This is a genomic window from Streptomyces sp. NPDC002851, from assembly GCF_053591935.1.
In genome coordinates, this window is the sequence record NZ_JBSFUT010000024.1 from 54237 (window position 1) to 74355 (window position 20119).

The 20119-nt window shown below is 72.0% G+C and carries 9 protein-coding genes; 7 read left to right on the forward strand and 2 right to left on the reverse strand.

Annotation, left to right across the window (positions count from 1 at the left end):
- Window positions 1–38 precede the first annotated feature (38 nt).
- Window positions 39–779, forward strand: a complete 741-nt coding sequence (locus ACWD10_RS24255) for a MerR family transcriptional regulator (protein WP_451094340.1) — start codon at window positions 39–41, stop codon at window positions 777–779.
- Here ACWD10_RS24255 and ACWD10_RS24260 read toward each other — a convergent pair.
- Both ACWD10_RS24260 and ACWD10_RS24265 read right to left on the reverse strand, forming a co-directional pair.
- Complete coding sequence (locus ACWD10_RS24260) at window positions 773–1237, reverse strand: phospholipase A2 (protein WP_451094342.1); 465 nt, start codon at window positions 1235–1237, stop codon at window positions 773–775. The two genes, ACWD10_RS24255 and ACWD10_RS24260, sit on opposite strands and share 7 nt — an antisense overlap.
- An 89-nt stretch (window positions 1238–1326) precedes the next feature.
- Complete coding sequence (locus tag ACWD10_RS24265) at window positions 1327–2175, reverse strand: helix-turn-helix transcriptional regulator (protein WP_451094344.1); 849 nt, start codon at window positions 2173–2175, stop codon at window positions 1327–1329.
- Between the two features lie 84 nt (window positions 2176–2259).
- Between ACWD10_RS24265 and ilvD the strand changes: the two genes are divergently transcribed.
- The 6 genes from ilvD to ACWD10_RS24295 all read left to right on the forward strand — a co-directional run bounded on the left by ilvD (window position 2260) and on the right by ACWD10_RS24295 (window position 20114).
- Window positions 2260–4110, forward strand: coding sequence for a dihydroxy-acid dehydratase (gene ilvD, locus ACWD10_RS24270; protein WP_451094346.1), 1851 nt, complete (start codon window positions 2260–2262; stop codon window positions 4108–4110).
- 276 nt (window positions 4111–4386) lie between these two features.
- Window positions 4387–6831, forward strand: a complete 2445-nt coding sequence (locus ACWD10_RS24275; protein WP_451094348.1) for a hypothetical protein — start codon at window positions 4387–4389, stop codon at window positions 6829–6831.
- Entirely contained in the window at window positions 6831–10190 is a 3360-nt protein-coding gene (locus ACWD10_RS24280) for a DUF6603 domain-containing protein (protein WP_451094350.1), read from the forward strand. Before ACWD10_RS24275 ends, ACWD10_RS24280 begins: the two co-directional genes overlap by 1 nt.
- On the forward strand, window positions 10187–13615 hold the full coding sequence (locus ACWD10_RS24285; RefSeq protein ID WP_451094352.1) for a hypothetical protein: 3429 nt from the start codon (window positions 10187–10189) through the stop codon (window positions 13613–13615). The genes ACWD10_RS24280 and ACWD10_RS24285 overlap by 4 nt, the downstream gene beginning before the upstream one ends.
- Window position 13616: 1 nt before the next feature.
- Window positions 13617–18248, forward strand: coding sequence for a hypothetical protein (locus tag ACWD10_RS24290; protein ID WP_451094354.1), 4632 nt, complete (start codon window positions 13617–13619; stop codon window positions 18246–18248).
- A gap of 3 nt (window positions 18249–18251) precedes the next feature.
- Complete coding sequence (locus tag ACWD10_RS24295; RefSeq protein ID WP_451094356.1) at window positions 18252–20114, forward strand: hypothetical protein; 1863 nt, start codon at window positions 18252–18254, stop codon at window positions 20112–20114.
- The last annotated feature ends 5 nt before the right edge of the window (window positions 20115–20119 follow it).

The following is a 20119-nucleotide window of genomic DNA, read 5'->3' on the forward strand; positions in this document are numbered from 1 at the left end:
TCAAGCATCACCTTCAAGTGCTTATGTGGGGTTGACCGGTGGAGCGTCGAGTACGACTCAGAACGGCCGATGTCGCCCGGGAGTCGGGGTACTCGGTGCAACAGGTGCGCGACCTGGAGCGGCTTGGAGTCATTCCCCCAGCCGCCCGTTCAAGGAACGGATACCGCTCCTATACGGCCGTGCACGTACAGGCCCTGCGCGCCTATCGAGGGCTTGCCACGGCTGTGGGGCCGGTCGTGGCCCGGCGGACGCTTGCGGAGCTGCACACCGGGACGGTCACGACGGCCGCCGCGGCGATCAACGCGCTGCATGTGCGGCTCGCGCGGGAACGAGACGAGGCGCTGCGCGCTCAGGAAGCCTTGCGGGCGATCCAGGACGAAGCAGACACACGCGAGTTCGAGCAGGACAGCGACAGCGACGCGATGACGATCACGGAGCTCGCCGGAGCACTGGGGGTACGGTCCTCGACCCTGCGGTTCTGGGAACAAGAAGGTCTGATCACCCCCGAGCGCGTCACGTCCCTGCGCGCACGCCGCTACGGCGTCCCGGCGATCAGAGCGGCCCGGATCGTCGCGGCCCTGCGCGCCACCGGTTACGGCATTCCCGACGTACGCGCCCTCATGGACTCCCTGCACCGGCTCGACGGCGCGTCAGACACCCAACGCATCCTGCACCAGCGGCTCGACCAAGTCGCCACAAAAACCCTGGCGCTCCTTCGAGCGGGCACCGACCTGGCCGCCGTCGTGACCTCTGAGACCTGTGACGTGCGGGATCAGTAGAAGGCCGGGGCGCCGCCGATTCGGACCGCGTCATAGAACGCGTGGGCGGCGCCGTAGCACGCGGTGTGGCGGATCGGGCCCGGCCTCTCCTTGTCGCAGATGCGCCGTATCTCTTCCAGGAAGCGGTCGTCAATGGCCTTCTTACGGCGGGGGGTTGGGTCCAGGCCGAGCGACGAGTCGGCGTGGGTGCCGTAGTTCCGGTAGCCGAAGTCGTGCTGGGCGCAGGCAGGCGTGAAGAGCTTCATATACGGGGCCATCCCGCCCGGGACGGAGCAGCCGTCCGACGTCCAGTTGAACGGCGGCGTGTGCTCCGCGGCCGCGAACTCCTCGGCGGGCAGGGCCATGATCCGGTCGGCTCCCTGGATCAGGTGGGGGTTGCCGTGCGCGGACGCCGTGGGGGCGACGGCGAGCAGGACGGCGGTGACGGCGGCGGCAGCGGCCTTGGCGATGGTGCGCACGCGGGATCTCCTGGTTGTTCTTCCAGGTCAACGAGGTCGCCAGGAGGAAGGTCACCGCCCCGCCCGGTACGTCAGTCCCAGTACGTCAGTCAAGGAAGCAGCGCCCGCAGCCTCGCCGTGGTCCCGGGCTCGCCGCCGTCGCCGTCCGCCACGGGCGCGTAGATGACCAGATGCAGGCCGGGGTGGTCGGCCGGGGCCAGGCGGTGGTGTTCGAAGCGGAGGGTGCCCGCGTGGGGGTGGTGGAAGACGCGCTCGCGGGAGGTGAAGCCCTCGATGTGGTGGCTCGCCCAGCCTGCCCGGAACTCCTCACTCGTCTCCAACAGCCGCTGGATGACCGGGGATTGGGCGAGGTCGCCGAGCCGGGGTCCGGCCTCGGCGCGGAATTCGGCGAGGAAGCGGCGGCTGGTGACCTCCCAGTCGGGCAGCAGCGCGCGGACGTGCGGGTCGGTGAAGACCAGCCACAGCAGGTTGCGTTCGGCGGGCGGCGCGGTGGCCACATTCGGGTAGAGCGCGGTGTATGCGGTGTTCCAGCCTGTGATCGTCCAGTCGGGGGCGATCGCGTACGCGGGTGAGCACACCAGGGAGTCGAGCAGCCGCTGGATGTGCGGGGGTGCCGCCTCGGCGGGGCCCGGGTCGGCCGCCGCCTGCGGGGTGTAACCGGCCAGCGAGAGGACGTACGCGTGCTCGGTGGCCGTCAGGCGCAGGGTGCGGGCGAACGCGTCGAGGACCTGCCGGGACGGCTGGACGTCACGGCCTTGCTCCAGCCACGTGTACCAGGTGACGCTCACCCCGGACAGCGTGGCGACCTCCTCGCGGCGCAGGCCGCCGCGGCGGCGTGGCCCCGCCGGGGGCAGCCCGACCGCCGAGGGTTCGAGGGCGGCGCGCCGGGCCCGCAGGAAGCTGCCCAATTCGGCGCGGTGTTGTGCTGCCGTGTCCATGCAAGGAAGCGTAAGTGCTGGTAGTCGTACTACTAGGAGAAGGGCCGTCTTCGCCTCGGTCGCCGCCGCGGCCAGGCTTGGCCCATGCCTCAGATGAGATCTCGTACGGTCACCCACGGTCGGAACATGGCGGGCGCCCGCGCCCTGATGCGGGCCTCCGGAGTGCCGTCCGCCGATATCGGCGTCAAGCCGGTCGTGGCGGTGGCCAACAGCTTCACCGAGTTCGTGCCGGGACATACCCACCTGGCGCCGGTGGGCCGTGTCGTGAGCGCGGCGATCACCGAAGCGGGCGGTATCGCCCGGGAGTTCAACACCATCGCCATTGACGACGGCATCGCCATGGGGCACGCCGGGATGCTGTACAGCCTGCCCTCCCGGGATCTGATCGCGGACTCGATCGAGTACATGGTCGAGGCCCACTGCGCGGACGCGCTGGTGTGCGTCTCGAACTGCGACAAGATCACGCCCGGCATGCTGATGGCGGCCCTGCGCCTGAACATCCCGGCCGTCTTCGTCTCCGGCGGGCCGATGGAGGGCGGCAGCACCGTCCTCGTCGACGGCACGGTGCGCCGCCGCCTCGACCTGGTCACCGCCATGTCCGAGGCCGTCGACCCGGCGGTCTCCGACGCCGACATCGCCCGTATCGAGGAAGCGGCCTGCCCCACGTGCGGCTCGTGTGCGGGCATGTTCACCGCCAACTCCATGAACTGCCTGCTCGAAGCGCTCGGCCTGGCCCTGCCCGGCAACGGCTCCACGCTGGCCACGCACACGGCCCGCAAGGACCTGTACGAGCGCGCGGGCCGCACGGCGGTCCGGCTCGCCCGCCGCTACTACGACGAGGACGACGCCTCCGTGCTGCCGCGCGCGGTCGCCTCCCGCGCCGCCTTCGACAACCCCATGGCCCTCGACCTGGCCATGGGCGGCTCGACCAATACGGTCCTGCATCTGCTCGCGGCCGCCCACGAGGCCGGGCTCGACTACACGCTGGCCGACATCGAGGCCCGCTCGCACCAGGTGCCGTACCTGTGCAAGGTCGCGCCGAACGGCTCGTATCTGATGGAGGACGTGCACCGAGCGGGCGGAATCCCGGCGATCCTGGGCGAGTTGCACCGCGCCGGGCTCCTCGACGAGAGCGTGCACACCGTCCACGCGGCCTCGCTGCGCGACTGGCTCGGTGGCTGGGACGTGCGCGGGACGGCACCGGCGCGGGAGGCGGTGGAGCTGTTCCACGCCGCACCCGGCGGAGTCCGGTCGGCCGCCGCGTTCTCCCAGTCGGAGCGCTGGCACACGCTGGACACGGACGCCGCGAACGGCTGCATCCGCGCCGCCACCCACGCCTACTCTCCGGACGCGGGCCTGGCCGTCCTGCGCGGCAACCTCGCCGTGGACGGGGCGGTCGTCAAGTCGGCGGGCGTCCCGGAGGGCATGGCGGTCTTCACCGGCCCCGCCCTGGTCACCGAGTCCCAGGAGGAGGCCGCCGACGCGGTCCTGACCGGACGGCTGCGCCCCGGCGACGTCCTGGTCATCCGGTACGAAGGGCCGCGTGGTGGGCCCGGCATGCAGGAAATGCTGTACCCCACCGCGTATATGAAGGGCCGGGGCCTGGCCACGCAGTGCGCGGTGGTCACCGACGGCCGTTTCTCCGGCGCCAGTTCGGGCCTGTCCATCGGCCATGTGTCACCGGAGGCGGCGGCCGGGGGCACGCTGGCCCTGGTCGAGGACGGCGACCTCGTGACCATCGACATTCCGGCCCGTGCCCTCCGTCTTGAGGTGGCGGAGGAGGAGCAAGCCGCGCGCCACTCCGCTCGGGAGTCCGGACCCGGCTACCGGCCGCGTCAGCGCGAGCGGACCGTGTCCACGGCCCTGCGCGCATACGCCGCCTGGGCCCAGTCCGCGGACAAGGGAGCGGTACGGCTGCCCCCTGCAACGGAGTAAGGGCTCACGGATCACGGTCCGTGCCGTCGGCTCGGTTGCCGACTGTGTCGATATGCGGCTAACGCCGCGTGAGGGGGCTGCCCCCCAGCGGCCCCCTATCGGCCCAGGGGGCACCTCCCTGCTCGAACGAAGTTGAGAGCTTGGGGGAGGGTCTCGTCCTCAAACGCCGGACGGGCTGAGATGTTGCCCCCGAAGGGGTCACGTCCCCGGGCAGCGCGCTTCACGCACGGCGCGCCCGGGGACCTCTCTGCGGAACCGGAGCGCCGTGGAGGATGTATGGCTGACCTGCCGGTCGTGCTTGCCGGTCCGATCCTGCGACGGGTGGACCCGCGCCATGTCTGCGTCTGGATCGCGCTGAGCCAGCCGGGAGACGTCACGGTCACCGTGTTCCGCGGCCGGGAGCCCTCGACCGGCCCCGGTACGTCGGCGGGCACGATGGTCGGCACCCGGACCCGCCCCACGCGCAAGTGCGGGGCCCATCTGCACGTGGTCGTCGTCGACGTAGAGGTCGTCGGGCTGCCGCCGCTGACCCGGCACTGCTACGACGTGACCGTCACGGCGGGCGGGCAGACGAAGGGGCTCAAGGCGCTCGGCCTGCTCAAGGACGGCACCGGCACGCCGAAGCCGCTGGCGCTCGGCTACGGGGAGGACATACTGCCGAGCTTCGTCACACCCGGAGGCCGGATCGAGGACCTCCGGATCGCCCACGCGTCCTGCCGCAAGTCCAACGGGCCGGGGCAGGACGCGATGGCGTGGCTGGACGACCGGATCCAGGAGGGACTGTCCAACCTCGGCAAGGCACCGCAGCAGCTCTATCTCACCGGCGATCAGATCTACGCGGACGACGTCGGCGGGGTGCTGCTTCCGATGCTCTCCGAGCTGGGCAAGGATCTGGTCGGTTCGGAGGAGCTGCCGGTGGGCGGCGCGAAGGTCCCCGCCACCTACGAGCGGTTCCCCGCGCTGCGCCGCCAGGGCGTGGTGCGGGAGCTCGGGAAGTTCACCACGGTGGACGGCCACAACCACCTGCTGACGTACGGCGAGTTCGCCGCCATGTACTGCGCGGCGTTCAGCCCCGCCGTCTGGCGGCCGCTGAAGAACCCCGCCGACCTCTTCACGCCGCCCCCGGCGGACGCCGCCGTCACGCGTACGACCGCCTGGGAGTCGGCGTACGACGGGGACACCGAGAAGTGGAAGACGCAGCCGGACAAGCACAAGAAGAGCCGGCTCGACCGGGCGACCGCCGAGGCCGAGCGGGTCTTGGCCTGGCGGGACGCGGTGCCCAAGGTGGCCCGGGCGCTCGCCAACGTACCGACGTACATGATCTTCGACGACCATGAAGTCACCGACGACTGGAACATCTCCGAGCGCTGGCGCCGCCGGGTGATCACGGCGCCGCTCGGACGGGCCGTCATCCGGCACGGCCTGCTCGCGTACACGGTGTTCCAGGCCTGGGGCAACGACCCCGCCGCCTTCCGGCACGAGGGCACCGTCTCCGAGGACCAGAAGAGCCCCAACGAGAAGCTGCTTGAGGCGCTCACCGAGTTCGCCGACGGGATCGGCTCACTCCCCCAGGCCACCGTGGACAAGGTCGACGCGCTGCTCGGCATCGACAAGGTCCTGACCAGCCCGAAGGTGCGGTTCCACTACGAGGTGCCGGGGGCGCTGCACACCGTACGCGTCCTCGACACCCGCACCCGGCGGGGCTACAAGGCCGCCGGGCACGCGCCGCCCAGGCTGCTCGGCGGCAGCCTCGACGAGCAGCTGCCCAAGGGGCCCGACGGGCGGGACCTCCTTATCCTTGTCTCGCCCGTGCCGGTGCTGTTCCCGCGGATGATCGAGTCGCTTGTGCAGCCCGTGGCGGCCATGGTCTTCGATCTCGCGACGCATATGGCGGGGCGGGAGACCGCGACCGAGCCCGGCCAGGTCATCGGGTTGCGCGGCAGTGAGGTCCGGGACGTGGAGGGCTGGCGCGCCGACGAGGAGCATCACGAACAGCTCCTTCGCCGCCTCGGCAGCTACCGGAGGGTCGTGGTCCTGTCCGGCGATGTGCACTTCGCGTCCACGCTGACCCTGGACTTCTGGGGCAAGGACGCGACGGCCGTCGCCTCGCGCATCGTCCAGTGCACGTCGTCGGCCGCCCGCAACCAGCCGAGCGGGAACGAGCGCGGGGTCCTTCGCACCTTCCGCCTCGGGCAGCAGCTGCTCCAGGGCATCCCCTGCGAGCGGATCGCCTGGGAGGGCGAGCACGGCATCGTCCTGCCGCCGGGCGCGGCCATCCGCCCGGGCCGGCGGGCCCGGCTGCGCCGCACGCCCGCGATCGTGTCCGCGCAGGGCTGGCCGCCCGGCACCACGGTCGGCAATCCGCCCGACTGGCGCTGGCGGCTCGCGGTGAACCGGGACGACCGGCCACGCACCGCGCTGCCCGCCGGTGCCCCCGAGATTCCGGTGCTCGGCTGGAACCCCGGCGACCGGGTGGCGTCGTACGGCGATATCGCGGGGCGGCACCAGGAGGTGACCCGGGCCCCCAAGGACCCGGTACGGCTGATGGTGTTCCGCAACAACATCGGCCTGGTGTCCTTCGCGGCCGACGGAGCGGACTATCGCGTCGCCCACACGCTGCTTTCGGCCGCCGACGAGCAGACCGCGGACGAATTCACCGAGCACAGCGTCCCGTTCGCGCCGACTCCGACCCCGGCGGCCCCCGTCCTGAAGGTGCAGTGATGGCCGACCCGAAGAAGCAGCGCAACGGCTTTCAGAAGATCGCCGCCGTACTCCAGGACGTCGTCGACTGGATCGAGAAGACCTTCGCGGACCCCGCCATCAGTCGGGAGGTCCTGGAGGATCTCGGCCTGAGCGCCGACAACCCGGCCGTGCCGCCCCCCACTACCGCGGCCGAACGGCAGGCGCTTGAGGAGTTCCTCGCCAAGGACGACATCGGGACGCTGACGCCCGCCAACATCGCGCAGATCAAGGACCTCGCCACCACCATTTTCACGTTCGCCGACTCCGTGAAGTCCGGCGGCACCGACGGGTGGGACGTCTTCTGGCTGATCTTCAAGGTGTGGGTCGCGGACTCGCTGCGCGTGCGCAATCCGAGCGCCTACGCGCTGTGCGCGCTCGCCGGTCTTGTCCTTGAGGACGACGAGCTGCTCCCCCAGGCCGACCCCGCCGTGGCCACCCGCCTCCTCAAGGGCGAGGCCACGGGCGCGGACGCGGACGCCTTCATCGACCGGCTCTCCGCCGTGGCCGGAGGGCTTGTGGTGTTCCTCGACGACAAGCTGGGGGAACACGCGCCCATCGACGCGATGTACGGCTGGGACCCCGAACCGGGCTCGGTCCCGGACGCGTCGGTCGCGGCCTCGCGCGCCCTCAGCGTCCTTTACAAGTCCGGCGGCCCGGCCGACCCGCTGCTCACGGTCATCCCGGTCACCCGGGGCGACGGCGGGCCCGGGCTGCTCGTCAGCGTCGGGGCGCAGCTGAAGTTCGAGCACGACACCGGCACTTATACGTACGTCACCGACATCGGTGCGCACGGCGCGTTCTCGCTGTTCTTCCGGCTGTCCACCGACGACCCGGGTTTCCGGGTCCTCGGGCCGGGCCTGCCGTCGATCGGTATCGAGGTGCAGCGCACGGTCAAGGACGGAAAGCCGCTGCTCGTCCTCGGTTTGGGCGGCAAGACGCGGCTTGAGATCGGCGGATTCTCGTACGGCTTTGAACTCGGCGCGGATCAGGCCGGGTTCAAGGCCCATCTACGCAAGGGCAAACTCGTCATCGCGCTCGCCGACGGCGACGGGTTCCTGTCAAAGATGCCCGGCCACGCCATCGAGGTGCCCTTCGAGTTGGGGCTGCTCGCGGACACCACGCACGGCATCCGCTTCGACGGTGGCTCCGGTCTGAAGGTCGATCTGCCGGTGGCCGCCTCGGTGTTCGGGGTGTTCCGGATCCAGTTCGTGGCTCTGGAGCTGAAGCTGAGCGGCGATCCTTCGGTGGAGATCCGTGGGGGCTTCTCCCTCAAGCTGGGCCCGTTCCAGGCGACCGTCGACCAGCTCGGCACGGCGCTCGATCTCGCGGCGCTCGCCCGGGGTGTCGACGATGTCGGCAAGCTGGTGAAGTTCCTGCCGCCGAAGGGCATTGGGCTCGCCCTTGACCTGGGGCCGGTCAAGGGTGGCGGGTATCTCGGCATCGACGCGGAGCGGGGTGAGTACAGCGGGGCCCTGGAGCTGAAGATCTTCTGGTTCTCCATCAAGGCGATCGCCCTGATCACCACCAAGCGGCCCGACGGCACCAAGGGCTGGTCGCTGCTGCTCTTCCTGTTCGCTCAGTTCCGGGCCCATATCGCCTTCGGTATCTTCCTGAACGGCATCGGCGGCATGATCGGCCTGCACCATCGCGCCGACCTCGACGCACTCACCGCGGGCATGAGCAGCGGCGCCCTGGATGACGTGCTGTTCCCCGAGAACCCGGTCGCCGACGCCCCGCGGATCATCAACCGGTACAAGCAGCTCTTCCCGGTGGAGCCGGACAGCCTGCTGCTCGGGCCGATGCTGGAGCTTTCGTTCTCGCAGCCGCCCATCGCGTACGTCAGGCTGGGGCTGATCTTCGAGATCCGGAACGCCCTCGGTGACCGGCCCGCCGAGCTGACCCGGGTGATCCTGCTCGGTCAGCTCCTGGTGCAGCTGCCGCCGAAGGACCTCGGCGTCCCCGCCATCGTCAAACTCCTCGTCGACGTGGTCGGCTTCTACGACGGCGTCGCGAAGTTCCTGCTGATCCGGGCCAGGCTGCGGGACTCCTTCGTGGGGATTGAGGGGTTCACCAAAATCACCGTCACCGGGGAGCTCCTCCTCGCCATGCGGTTCGCGGGTGACCCGTCGTTCGTGCTGACGGCGGGTGGCTTCCATCCCGCGTTCAAGGACGTGCCGTGTGGCGTACCCGCCGAGTTGGAGCGCTTGGCGGTGTCGCTCGGGATCGGGCGGCTCAAGGTCCGCTGCGAGAAGTACTTCGCGATCACCAGCAACACCGTGCAGGCCGGGGCCAAGTTGGAAGTGTCGGCCAATATCGAGGTGGCCGGGATCAAGGGGCATCTGTCGTTCGACGCGCTGATCATTCTGCAGCCGAAGTTCCACTTCCTCGTGCAGCTGGAGTTCCACGTCGCGCTTGAGGCCCTCGGGGAGGCCTTCGCCTCCGTCAAGGTCTCGATGTCCCTTGAAGGGCCCGGGGAGTGGCGGGCCAAGGGCTCGTTCAGCTTCTCGGTCCTGTGGTGGGACATCGAGCTCGGTATCGACGAGGGCTGGGGCAAGGCCCCTGCCGTGGAGAAGACGACGACCAGCGCGGCCAAGGCCCTCCTGGATGAGCTGCGCGATGTGTCCCGCGTGCTGCCCGGCCCGCCCCTCGGCGGCAACGGCCTGGTCACCCTTGCCCAGGCACCGGGCAAGGCGCCGTCGTCGGCGCACCCGCTCGGGCAGGTCACCATCGCCCAGAAGGCCGTTCCGCTCGACGTACGGATCGACCGGGTCGGCACCAAGTCGCTGACCGAGGGCGAGGCGAAGTTCACCGTCGAGGAGGTCAAGGTCGGCGGTCTGGCGACCAGCGCGTACGAGAAGACCACCGATCACTTCGCGCGGGGCCAGTTCATGGAGCTGACCGAGCAACAGAAGCTGGAGGGCCGCTCATTCGAGACTTTCACCAGCGGCGTACGGATCGGCTCCACCGACTACACCGTCTCCACGGTCGGTCAGACGGTGCGGGCGGACTACGAGGTGAAGATCCTCGAAGAGAAGCCGGAGCTGAACCTCCACTGGAAGGTCGCCGAGGCGTACCGCGAGATCCTGCCCCCCGACGTCGCACACGAGCTGTCGGCCTACGGTGCCGCGGCCGGTTCGGCCCGCGCGCGGGCCGCGGCGCTGCGGCCCGACGTCGGGAAGGCGGTCATCCGGGAGGCGCCCCTGGCGGTCGTCGACAGCGACTCGCTGCAACAGAACTTGTCGGTGACGATCGGACCGGTCTCGTCCGAGGCGGTCGCCGCCGAAGCCGCCTCGCTGAGCGGCGGATTCGTGGTCGAGGCTTACGAGGTGGCGCCATGACCGACACGGTGTACCGGTTCCTGCCCTGGTCGCGGCGCGGCCTGTCCGCCGCCATCCCCAGCGCCCCGGACGGGGCCGCGGTCCCGGACCGGGCGGCGGTGAAGATTGACGTCACGGTGGGCGGGGCGGGGTCCGAAACGGTCTCGACCGGGACGGCCCTGTCCGGACCGGGTGACGTCATCGGGCTCGACCCGACCGTCATCGTGCGGACCGTGCCGCGCCCGAACTCCACCAATGTGGAACCGAATTACCTCGCCGCCATCGAGTTCGACCAGCCCGAGCTGCCCTGGCTCTTCACCCCGACCGGGGTGCCCCCGTCCGGCCACCTCGCGCCCTGGCTCGTCCTCGTCGTCGTACGCGACCGCCCCGGGGTCACGGTCAGCGCCCCCGCCGGGTCGGTGCTGCCCCGGCTGATGATCGAGTCCGGGGCCGCCGCCGAACTCCCCGACCTGAAGGAAGCGTGGGCCTGGGCGCACGTCCAGCTGCTCGACGAGGACGCGGGCACGACGCCCGCCGCAGTCGGCGCCGCCCTGGCCGAGCACCCGAACCGCAATGTCTCGCGCCTGGTGTGCCCGCGCCGTCTTGAGCCGAACGCCCGCTGGATCGCCGCCCTGGTCCCGGCCTTTGACGCGGGGGTGGACAGCGGGCTCGGCCGCACGCCCAAGAGCGGCAACCTCAAGCCCGCCTGGGCCGCCGGTGCGGACGCGGTGACGCTGCCGACCTACTACCACTGGCGGTTCCAGACCGGCCCGCAGGGCGACTTCGAGTCACTCGCACGCCGCCTGAAACCCCATGAGGCCGGGGCCCGCGTCGGCCGGATCAAGATGCACGTCCGCGAGGGCTCCCCGTTCCCCGACCGGCCCCCCGCGGGCTCCCCGGGACGGTTCCTCGACATGGACGGGGCACTCCAGGCACTGAAGATCACCCGGGACACAGACGACCCCAAGGTGCCCGACCCCAGCCTCGACCAGGTGCCCGCCACCCTGCGCTCGGGCCTGGCCAAGGTCACGCGGGTGATGGCGGACGCCGCGGACGGTGTGCTCGACGGGCAGGCCCCGGAGGACGGCGAGGCCATCGGCCCGCCCGTGTACGGGGGCGCCCACATCCGGCGTACGTCGGTCGACGACACGGACGCCACCTGGTTCCGGGAGCTCAATACCGACCCTCGGCCCCGGGTCGCGGCCGGGCTCGGCGCCGAGGTGATGCGGACGTACCAGGAGGAGGTGATGGAGGCCTGCTGGCAGCAGGTCGGCGATGTGCTCGCGGTCGAGGCCGCCCTGTCGCGGGCCCGGCTCAGCCTGGAGGCGGCCCGGCGCGTGCGCGAGCGCCACCTCCTGCCGCTGCCCACCGGACGTCTGCTGCAACTCGCCGCTCCCCTCGCCGACCGCACCCTCCTCGACGGCCGCGCGCTGCCGAAGGCCATCGCGCCGACCTCCCTGCCCGACCGGACCACGGACCCGGCGATGCGCCGCGTCACCGCCGCCACGGGACGGGTCATGGCGGGCGTACGGCGGCGCGCGGCCCGGGCCGCCGTCACGGTGGATACCCGCAGGGTCGGCGAGCGCCTGGTGTCGACGCTCGCGGACGGGCGCCCGGACGTTGACCCGACCCGGTTCCCGGTGCCCGCGCTCGACGGGCTGCTGGGCCCGTTGCCCGAGCCCGGCCCGGACGGCTCGGTGGCCCTGGACTCCCTCGGGGTCCGGGTACGTATCGACCAGGCGGGCGCGACCGCGCTGACCAAGGCATCCCGCGAACTGCAGGCCGCGCCGTCCCTACCGGCGCAGCAGATGCTGACGTTGCGCGCCGACCTACGGACCACCGGCCTGCTGACATCGGCGCATCTGACGGCCGCGCGCAAGGCCGCGACGGCCCAACTGGCGGGCCGGATCGCCGAGTTGCCCGCGGGAACGAAGCCCCGGCTCACCGACGTCCTGTCGGCCTCGATGTCCGCCATCACGGGCTCCGTCGCCAAGGCCGCCGCGCTGCGGGGTGACGCGGGCTTCCTCATCGAGACCGGCTCGCAGGTCGTCGTCCATGCGCTCGGCCTGCGCGGTGGCGGCGAGCTCGTCGTGCACACGCCGCCCGGCGTCGACAACGTGCCGCTGGCCCGGCTCGACCCGCGGCTCAGCGGGGACGCCCGCGACATCGGTGCGCTGATCGGACGGCTGCCCAGCGGTGCGCTGTGGCCGCCCGGGCGACGGCCCGGCGGCGGTCTGAGCGCCCCGGCCGCGGCCGCGCTCCGGCCGGGTGCGAGCCACGGCCAGGTCGTCGTGATCCCGTCGGTGGGCGGTGGTGCGGGCGCGCCCGCGGTGCCCGCGCCGACGGTCACCATGCCGCCTCTGGTCAAGGACAAAGAGGTGATCGCGCGGTACGAGGCGGCCGTCGCGGACCTGGCCGCACACACGGCACTCGGAACGGACCCCGTCGTACCGAAGCTGGTGGCGTTCCCGCTCGACCAGGCCGGGACGGCCCTGCTGCAGCGCTGCGACCCGATGACGGTGCACCCGGCCCGCCTGGACACCATGATCAGCGTGGCCGGTCACGGGCTCGCCTCCGTCCTCGCCGACCCCGGGCTCGTCTCTCACTGGCAACTGCCCCAGCGTTTCGACCGGGTGATGGCCTATCCGCGGCTCGACCTCCCGGCGTACCACTATCTCGCGGAGTACGACCGCACCCGGTTCTGTCCCGGCGTCGACGAGGTGCCACCCGAGTCCATCACGCTGCTTGAGACCAACCCGCGTTTCATCGCGGCGTTCATGGCCGGGCTCAATCACGAGACGAACAAGGAGCTCCTTTGGCGCGGTTATCCGACGGACAGTCGGGGGACGCCCTGGCAGAAGTTCTGGCAGCGCAAGGACGACCGGGCCGACGTCTTCCAGATCCACACCTGGGGCATGCGGCGGGGCCGCGACGACCTGCCGGCCCAGACGTACGACCCGGCGGGCAATCTGGTGCTGCTGCTGCGCGGCGACCTGGTGCGCCGCTACCCGAACGTGATGGCCGTCGCGGTGCGGGCGGTGAGCGTCGGGGGAGGCGAGAAGCCCAGCGACAAACCCGCCGACCTGCAGGTCTCGGTGTTCGCCGGGCAGTTCGACCCGGATGTGTCGTTCTTCGGCTTCCCGCTCGTGACCGACGATCTGAAAACCGGGGACGGCTGGTTCTTCGGGCTTCTTGAGCCGGTGACCGAACCGCGGTTCGGCTTCGACGAAACCGTCGACCGCGACAGACGCGGGAAGCCGTCCAAGTGGGACGACGTCGCCTGGCCCGACCTCGGCGTGCCACCCGCGGGGGTTCTGCAGGTCGGCCAACTGGCCGCCCTGAGGCTCAAACCGTCGGTGGGGCAGGCCGATGAAGTGGCCGCCGCGATGTTCCAGCGGCCCTTCAAACTGCTCGTCCACGCCCGCCACCTGGTGAAGGGACTCTGAGGTGCCCGAACCGGACCTCACCACCGACCTCCGCAAGATCGGCCGCGCCCGCGACGGGCTCGCCGGACTCGACCGCACCCTCGAAGAACTCCGCACCAGCCGGGCGGACCTCACCGCCAGGCGGGACGCCCTGCGCGGCACGGGAGATGTGCACCGGGCCGCCGAGGTGGACCGGCGCATCACGCAGCTCGACGCCGAGCTCAAGACGCAACGCGACGCGCGTGCCGCCCTGGTGAACGACATCACCAGGCTCTCCGGCGGGCTCGTCGCCCGGTTCCCGCCCGAACAGCTCGTGGGCACGCTCGACGGGCGGCAGCCGGTGGCGATGCTGCCGGTGCGCATCGAGACCCGCTTCGCCTCCCCGACGAAGCTGCGGATCCGCGTCTTCCCCGACCAACTGCACATCGACGCACACGAACCGGCGCTCACCGAGGACGAGCGCGAGGGCGCCCGCTGGTACTGGAACCGGCGCTGGGCGGCGGGCCTCGACGACACCGCCGCCGCGACCGAAGCCTGGCGGCAGCTCACCGAGCGGTTCCGTCCCGGCCGCGCGGCCTACCTCGTACAGGCAATGACCCCGGCGAACTCCCCGCACGACGGCGCCCCACGGTTTCCCGAACTGCCGTCGCGGGCGACCCCCTGGGGCCGGGCGCCGCAGGCCACCGCGCTGCCGGACCGGTTCTGTGTGGTGGGGCTCGGCAAGCAGGACGGGCAGTGGGTCGAACGGTTCCGCAAGTGGGGCGAGCACGTCCCTGACCGGCTCGCCGTGGGCATGGATCCGGTCCAGGTGACATCGCCCGCGACCAAGGGCCGGCTGCCGGTGGACGAGGGCACCCGATGGCTGCGCGAGCCCCAACTGGCCACGGACCAGGGCATGTTGATCGAGGTCAGCGACTCGTCGCTGGCGGGCGGTGTCGACCGGCTCGTGGTGCTCGGCGTCGACTGGACCCAGTCGCCCGAGCCGGCCGCCGACTCCCTGAGCTCGCTGCTCACAGCGCAGCGGTACGTCGGTCAGCTCGGCTTCGTCGCGCAGGGGACCCCGACCAACAACACCTCGGAGAGCCGCTCCGGCTGGACCAGCGACGCGAGCGCGGCGGCTACGGCGCTCGACCCGGTGGCCCCCGTGGCGGCGGTCGACGAGTGGAGCGCGGGGCCCCGGCTCGCGCAGGCACTCGGCCTCAGCCCAGCCGTGTTCGCGGCGCTGCCCGGCGCGGACCTGCGCGAGCACGCCTGGGCCTCGGCCCTGACCGACGTACTGTGGCGGAGCACCGGGGGCCACTACCTCGCCGACATGCTCGATCCGCTCGCCGAGGATCCCCAACTCGACGCGAATCTACGGGAGTTCATGCGGCGCCATGTGTTCGCCTGCGGTCCGCTGCCGACCCTGCGGGTGGGCGCGCAGCCGTACGGTGTGCTGCCGGTGGTGTCGTCGAAGCATTTCGAGCCCGGCCCGGACCAGGCCGCCAAGCTGGTCCGGCGGGTGGCGACCCTGATGCGCGACATCGTGAGCCCGAGCATTGCCGACGTGCCCCATTTGCGGCGGGCGGGCGAGGACCAGGACGTCGACGCCGTCCTCCTCGCCCTCCTGCAACGGACCCCGGTCCCATGGACGTTCAGGTTCCGCTCCCTCACCGGCCCCGTGGAGCGGTCGAACACAAGCTTCCGCTGGGATCTCCAGAACGCCTGGCAGCGCACCTGGACCACGGCCATGTGGACCGGACTCGGGGTCTTCACCACCGCCCGGATCAGCGAGCTCACCCACGGCAAGGACCATCCGCTCCCGGTGCCGCTCGTCCGCAAGCCCGGGGAGGCGGACCCCATCGGCTACCTAACGGAGATCGCCGAGCTCGCCAAGGACCAGAATGGCCTCCTCGCACTCAACCTCCGTGAGAACTCCCGCACCCTCCTGGAAGCCCTCGCCGCCTGCAGCGCGGCCGCTGAGCTGCAGCGCTGCGCCCTCAAGATCGTCCTCCACACGCTGCAGTTGGGGCTTGAGGACCTGGCGGCCCTGCCCGCGCTGCGCAAGCTCGCGGTGCCGACCCCCGACATGCTCCGGGTCGAGCCACCGCCGCCGGTCGCACCGTCCCCGCTCGATTTCAGGTCCGGTCGGCAGCTCGCCGAGACCGTCGTCCCGGAGGTGTCGGAGCTGCCCCTGGGCCAGCATGTGGCGGTCGACTTCGCGGAGAAGGTACGCGACGGCGTGGCCGTGCTCCTGAACGCGCCGACCAAGCCCCACTACTGGCTCGCCCGCACCCACGAAGCGCTGCGGACCCTCGCGCAGGCGCCGCCCGACCAGCTCGACTGGGCGTTCCGTGGGCACCTTGACCTGTACGCGACCCGCCTCGACGCCTGGTTCACCGGCCTCGCGTCCCACCGCCTCGCCGACCAGCGGGCCGCCGCGCCGGGCGGCGTGCACCTGGGATGCTGGGGGTTCGTGGAAGACCTGCGGCGCGATGTCGGATCCGCCGCCGAGAGCCTCGGATACGTCCATACGCCGTCCCTCGCGCACGCGGCCAGCACCGCGCTGCTGCGCAACGGGCGACTGGCGAACCGCGGTGCCGACGGCAAGGTGTTCGACCTTGAGGTGACCTCCGAGCGGGTACGCCGCGCCCAGTGGCTCCTCGACGGCGTGGCCCAGGGCCAGCGCCTCGCCGCCCTCCTCGGCTACCGGCTCGAACGGAGGCTGCGCGAGGCGGGGTTGGAGATGATGCGCTATCAGATGCCGCTGCGGCGCACGGCCCCGCTGCGCGGCCCGGACGTCGCACCCGACACATCGGTCGAGGTCCTCGCCGCCCGGGACGTCGTCGACGGGGTAACGCTGCTCGACCGGTGGCGGGAGGATCCGGCGGAGGTGCTCGCCGACGTGGCCGCGCACGCGGAGCTGGCGACGCTGCCCGCTGGTGACGCCACGCGACTCCGCGCGGTGATGGACTACGTCAACGACTCGTACGACGCCGTCAGCGACCTGCTGGTGGCCGAGAGCGTGCACCAGGCCGCGGTCGGCAACCTGGACCGGTCGGGCGCCGCCCTCTCGGCGCACGACCGCCACGGCCGCGCCCCCGATCTCGACTTCATCGCGTCCCCGCAGTCCGGCCACACCGTGGCCCACCGGGTCGCGGTCGTCCTGCAGGACGCCACGCTCGGCCACGGCTGGCCGCGTGACGCACGGGGCGCGGCCGAGCCGCTGCTCGACGCGTGGGTGGCACGGCTGCTCGGGGATCCGGCGAAGTGGCAGTTCAGCGCGGTCCTTACGGCGCATGGTAGGTCGACCACGCTCAGCCCGGTCTCGGCCGCCGACCTCGGCATCGGCCCGCTCTCGCTGGCCCTCGCGGCTCAACGGCCGGGCGAGGGCCGCCCCAGCGAGCTGGAGCAGCGCGTAGCGCTGGCCTTCGCCGCCCGGGCAGGCGACGCCGACCCGACAGCCGAGCTCACGCTGAAGCCGGACCCGCCGGGCACCACCGCGACGGGCGGCCTGGCCCTCCTGTCGACCCTCACCGAATGGGTGGCCAAGGTAGCGGGAGCCGCCCCGCTCACCGCGGGTGACTTCGTCTCGGGCGACGACGTACGCCCCGGCATGGGCGAGGGCGCACCCGGCTCGGCCGACACCGCCGAGCTGGCCGCTCGCGTGGCGGCCACGCGGTCCCGGCTCGGTGGTGTGATCACCGCGTTGACCGGCGCGTCCGATGACGACCAGCGGGCCAGGGCGTTGCTCGACGCGGCCGCGTTCGCGGGGCCCGACGCCCCGCCCCGGGTGCCGGCCAACCATCCGGACGCGGCGCGGGAGCTCGGCGCGCAGGTGACCGAGACCGCCGCCCGACTGACCGCGCTCGCGCAGACCGTCGACGCCGCCACGGCCGAGCCGCCGCCCACGGCAGCCGACCAACTGGTCGCCCACCACGTCGAGTTGCTGCGTACGATGCTCGGCGCCGCGCAGCCCGTACTGCCGAAATGGTCGCTCGCCGACCATGCCGCCGTCGCCGGTTCCCTCGACGCGCGCGCCGCTCTACTCTCGGGCGACCCGACGGCACCGGCCGCCTGGCTGCAGCGCTCGGCCCTGGTCCGGCCCGAACTGGACGCGTTCGCGGGCCTGTTGCTGCACGCCGAGGCGACGGGCGCCGACGTGTCCGGCCAGCTGCACGTCGTACAGCTGCCGCACCGGCCGAACGCGCCCTGGCACGCCCTGCCCTTCGGCACATCCGGTCCGCCGCAGCACGGATCCCTCGGCCTGGTGGCGCACGCGTGGCAGCCGTTCAACCCGGCGCGGCCCTTCGCGGGCGTCGTCGTGGACGCGTGGACCGAGACGATCCCGGCCACCACCGAGACCACGGCCCTCACCTTCCACTACGACGCACCCGGAGCCCGGGCGCCGCAGGCGGTGCTGCTTGCCGTGCACCCGGCGCGCTCCCCACAGAAGTGGAGCTTCGACCTGCTCCTCGACACCGTCAACGAGGCCGCCGACCTGGCCCAGTTGCGCACCCTGTCGGCCAAGGAGCTGGCGCCCATGGGCTCCTTCCTGCCGGCCCTGTACCTCCCGGAGAACTACACCCGGGACGTCCCCTCGGTCGGCCTGAACGATCTGGTCAAGACCGCCAAGCCCGACGTGCTTGTCACCGGCGTACTCGGAAAGGCGTGACGCATGCCCGGCTACGACCTGCGGAAACTGACCGCACGCGACATGGAGCTGAAATTCAAGCCGACCGTGGTCGGGTACTCCCGGCTCGAACCCGTCAGCCTCACCAAGGGCGACCTCGGACCCGGCCTGGAGACCCCCCTCGCCGACCCGCTGTGGATGGTCGCCCGGCAATGGCAGTTCGAGGAGCTCCGCGGCGAGGACGGCGGCTCCCCGGTCCTGGCGGAGGTGCAGGCCGAGCAGGCCGAGGTCACCCGCTTCCACCCGGGGTCCCCGCGGGCGGGCGCGGACCCCTCGGCCACCGCCGTGGACCACCCGGACACCGCCCTGCCGCTCGCCGTGGCGGTGGAGGCCGAGCGGCCCGTCGTCCTGCCGGAACGGGTGCGGGCGCAGACCGGGATGCAGCTCCTTCGGCTCACCCGCGCGGCCGGTCTGCCGGGGCCCGTGCTCGCGAAGGTCGAGGAGGCGTACGTCACCGACTGGGCCTTTACCGGCGCCCTCGGCGCGGCGGCCGATCCACCGCAGCACGACCCGGTCGGGGAAGCACGTCGGCGCGTGGTGGCCGGGCGGGTGCCCGACGGCGCCCTGGCCGCGGCGGCGGTGACCGCGCTGCGGGGCGCCGGTGGCACGGTCGACAGTCTGCCGCCCGCCCTGCAGAGCGCGGCCGGGACCGAGCAGCACCGGACGGCCCTGCGGAAGGTGCTCACCACGTGGCTGACGTGGGCCGAACGGTACGTCGCCGGACCCTCTGGCGACACTGCCACCTCGTGGGACCCGCACCGCCTGGAGTACTCCTTCGCCGTCCAGGCCGCCCTGTCGACCGGCGACGTCGTGCTGCGCGCCGACGAGTACGCGGGCCGCGCGCTCGACTGGCACTCCTTCGACGCGTCCGCCTCCCCCGGGCTCGGCGCACCGGCGTCCCCGGTCGTTCCGGAAACGTTCCCGAAGCAGGTGATGCCGACGCCGGTGCGCTATCCGGGCATGCCGAGCGACCGGTTGTGGGCCTTCGAGGACGCCCGCGTCCACCTCGGCGGCCTGAAGGCCGGGGCAACCGACCTCGCCCGGCTCGCCCTGGTGGAGTTCGCCCTCGTCTTCGGCAACGACTGGTTCCTGGTGCCGCTCCCGATGCGGTACGGGCACGTGACCGCCGTACGGAAACTCCACGTCGTCGACACCTTCGGCGAGAAGATCACGGTGCGGCCATCGCGCGAGACCACCCAGCCCGGCTGGACGGCCTTCCAGCACACCGGGGTCGGCGACGGATCAAGCCTGGCCGACGTGTTCTACCTGCCCGCCACGGTGCGGCACGCGCTGCAGGGCCCGCCGCTGGAGGAAGTAGCGCTGTTCCGCGACGAGATGGCGAACCTGGTGTGGGGCGTCGAACGGATCGTGCAGGGCGCGGCGGGGGAACCGGTCCGGCGCGGGCTCGTGGAGTCGCGCTCGCTGCGCCAGCATGTGCCCACCGATCTCGACGATGCCGAGATCGTCTACCGGTTGATGACTCCGGTCCCCGAACACTGGGTGCCGTTCGTGTCGGTGCCGGTGCCCCACCTCCCGGTCTCGCAGTTCGCCACCGAGCTGGAGCGCCGCCCGATGGTCCGCTTCGTCGAAGGCATCGGCCCCCAGGTGGCCCACCCACGGGGCATGATCCTGCGGGCCGACCCTGCCGGACCGCGCGAGACCGACCGGCTACGCATCGCGGAGGAGGAAGTCCCCCGTGAAGGCGCCGTCATCACGCGCCGCTTCCGGCTGGCCCGCACCACCGACGGCGGCACCGTGCTCTGGTTCGGCCGCCGCAAGGAGAGCGGCCAGGGCGAGGGTGCGTCCGGCCTGAAGTTCGACACGGCGCTGCCTCCGGGCGGGCTGTAGCCCAG

Bases quoted from the DNA above. Each gene is read 5' to 3' on its own strand.
- ACWD10_RS24285 (WP_451094352.1), top strand. From the start codon at position 10,187: ATGACCGACACGGTGTACCGGTTCCTGCCCTGGTCGCGGCGCGGCCTG.
- ACWD10_RS24280 (WP_451094350.1), top strand. From the start codon at position 6,831: ATGGCCGACCCGAAGAAGCAGCGCAACGGCTTTCAGAAGATCGCCGCC.
- ACWD10_RS24295 (WP_451094356.1), top strand. From the start codon at position 18,252: ATGCCCGGCTACGACCTGCGGAAACTGACCGCACGCGACATGGAGCTG.
- ACWD10_RS24265 (WP_451094344.1), bottom strand. From the start codon at position 2,175: ATGGACACGGCAGCACAACACCGCGCCGAATTGGGCAGCTTCCTGCGG.
- ACWD10_RS24275 (WP_451094348.1), top strand. From the start codon at position 4,387: ATGGCTGACCTGCCGGTCGTGCTTGCCGGTCCGATCCTGCGACGGGTG.
- ilvD (WP_451094346.1), top strand. From the start codon at position 2,260: ATGCCTCAGATGAGATCTCGTACGGTCACCCACGGTCGGAACATGGCG.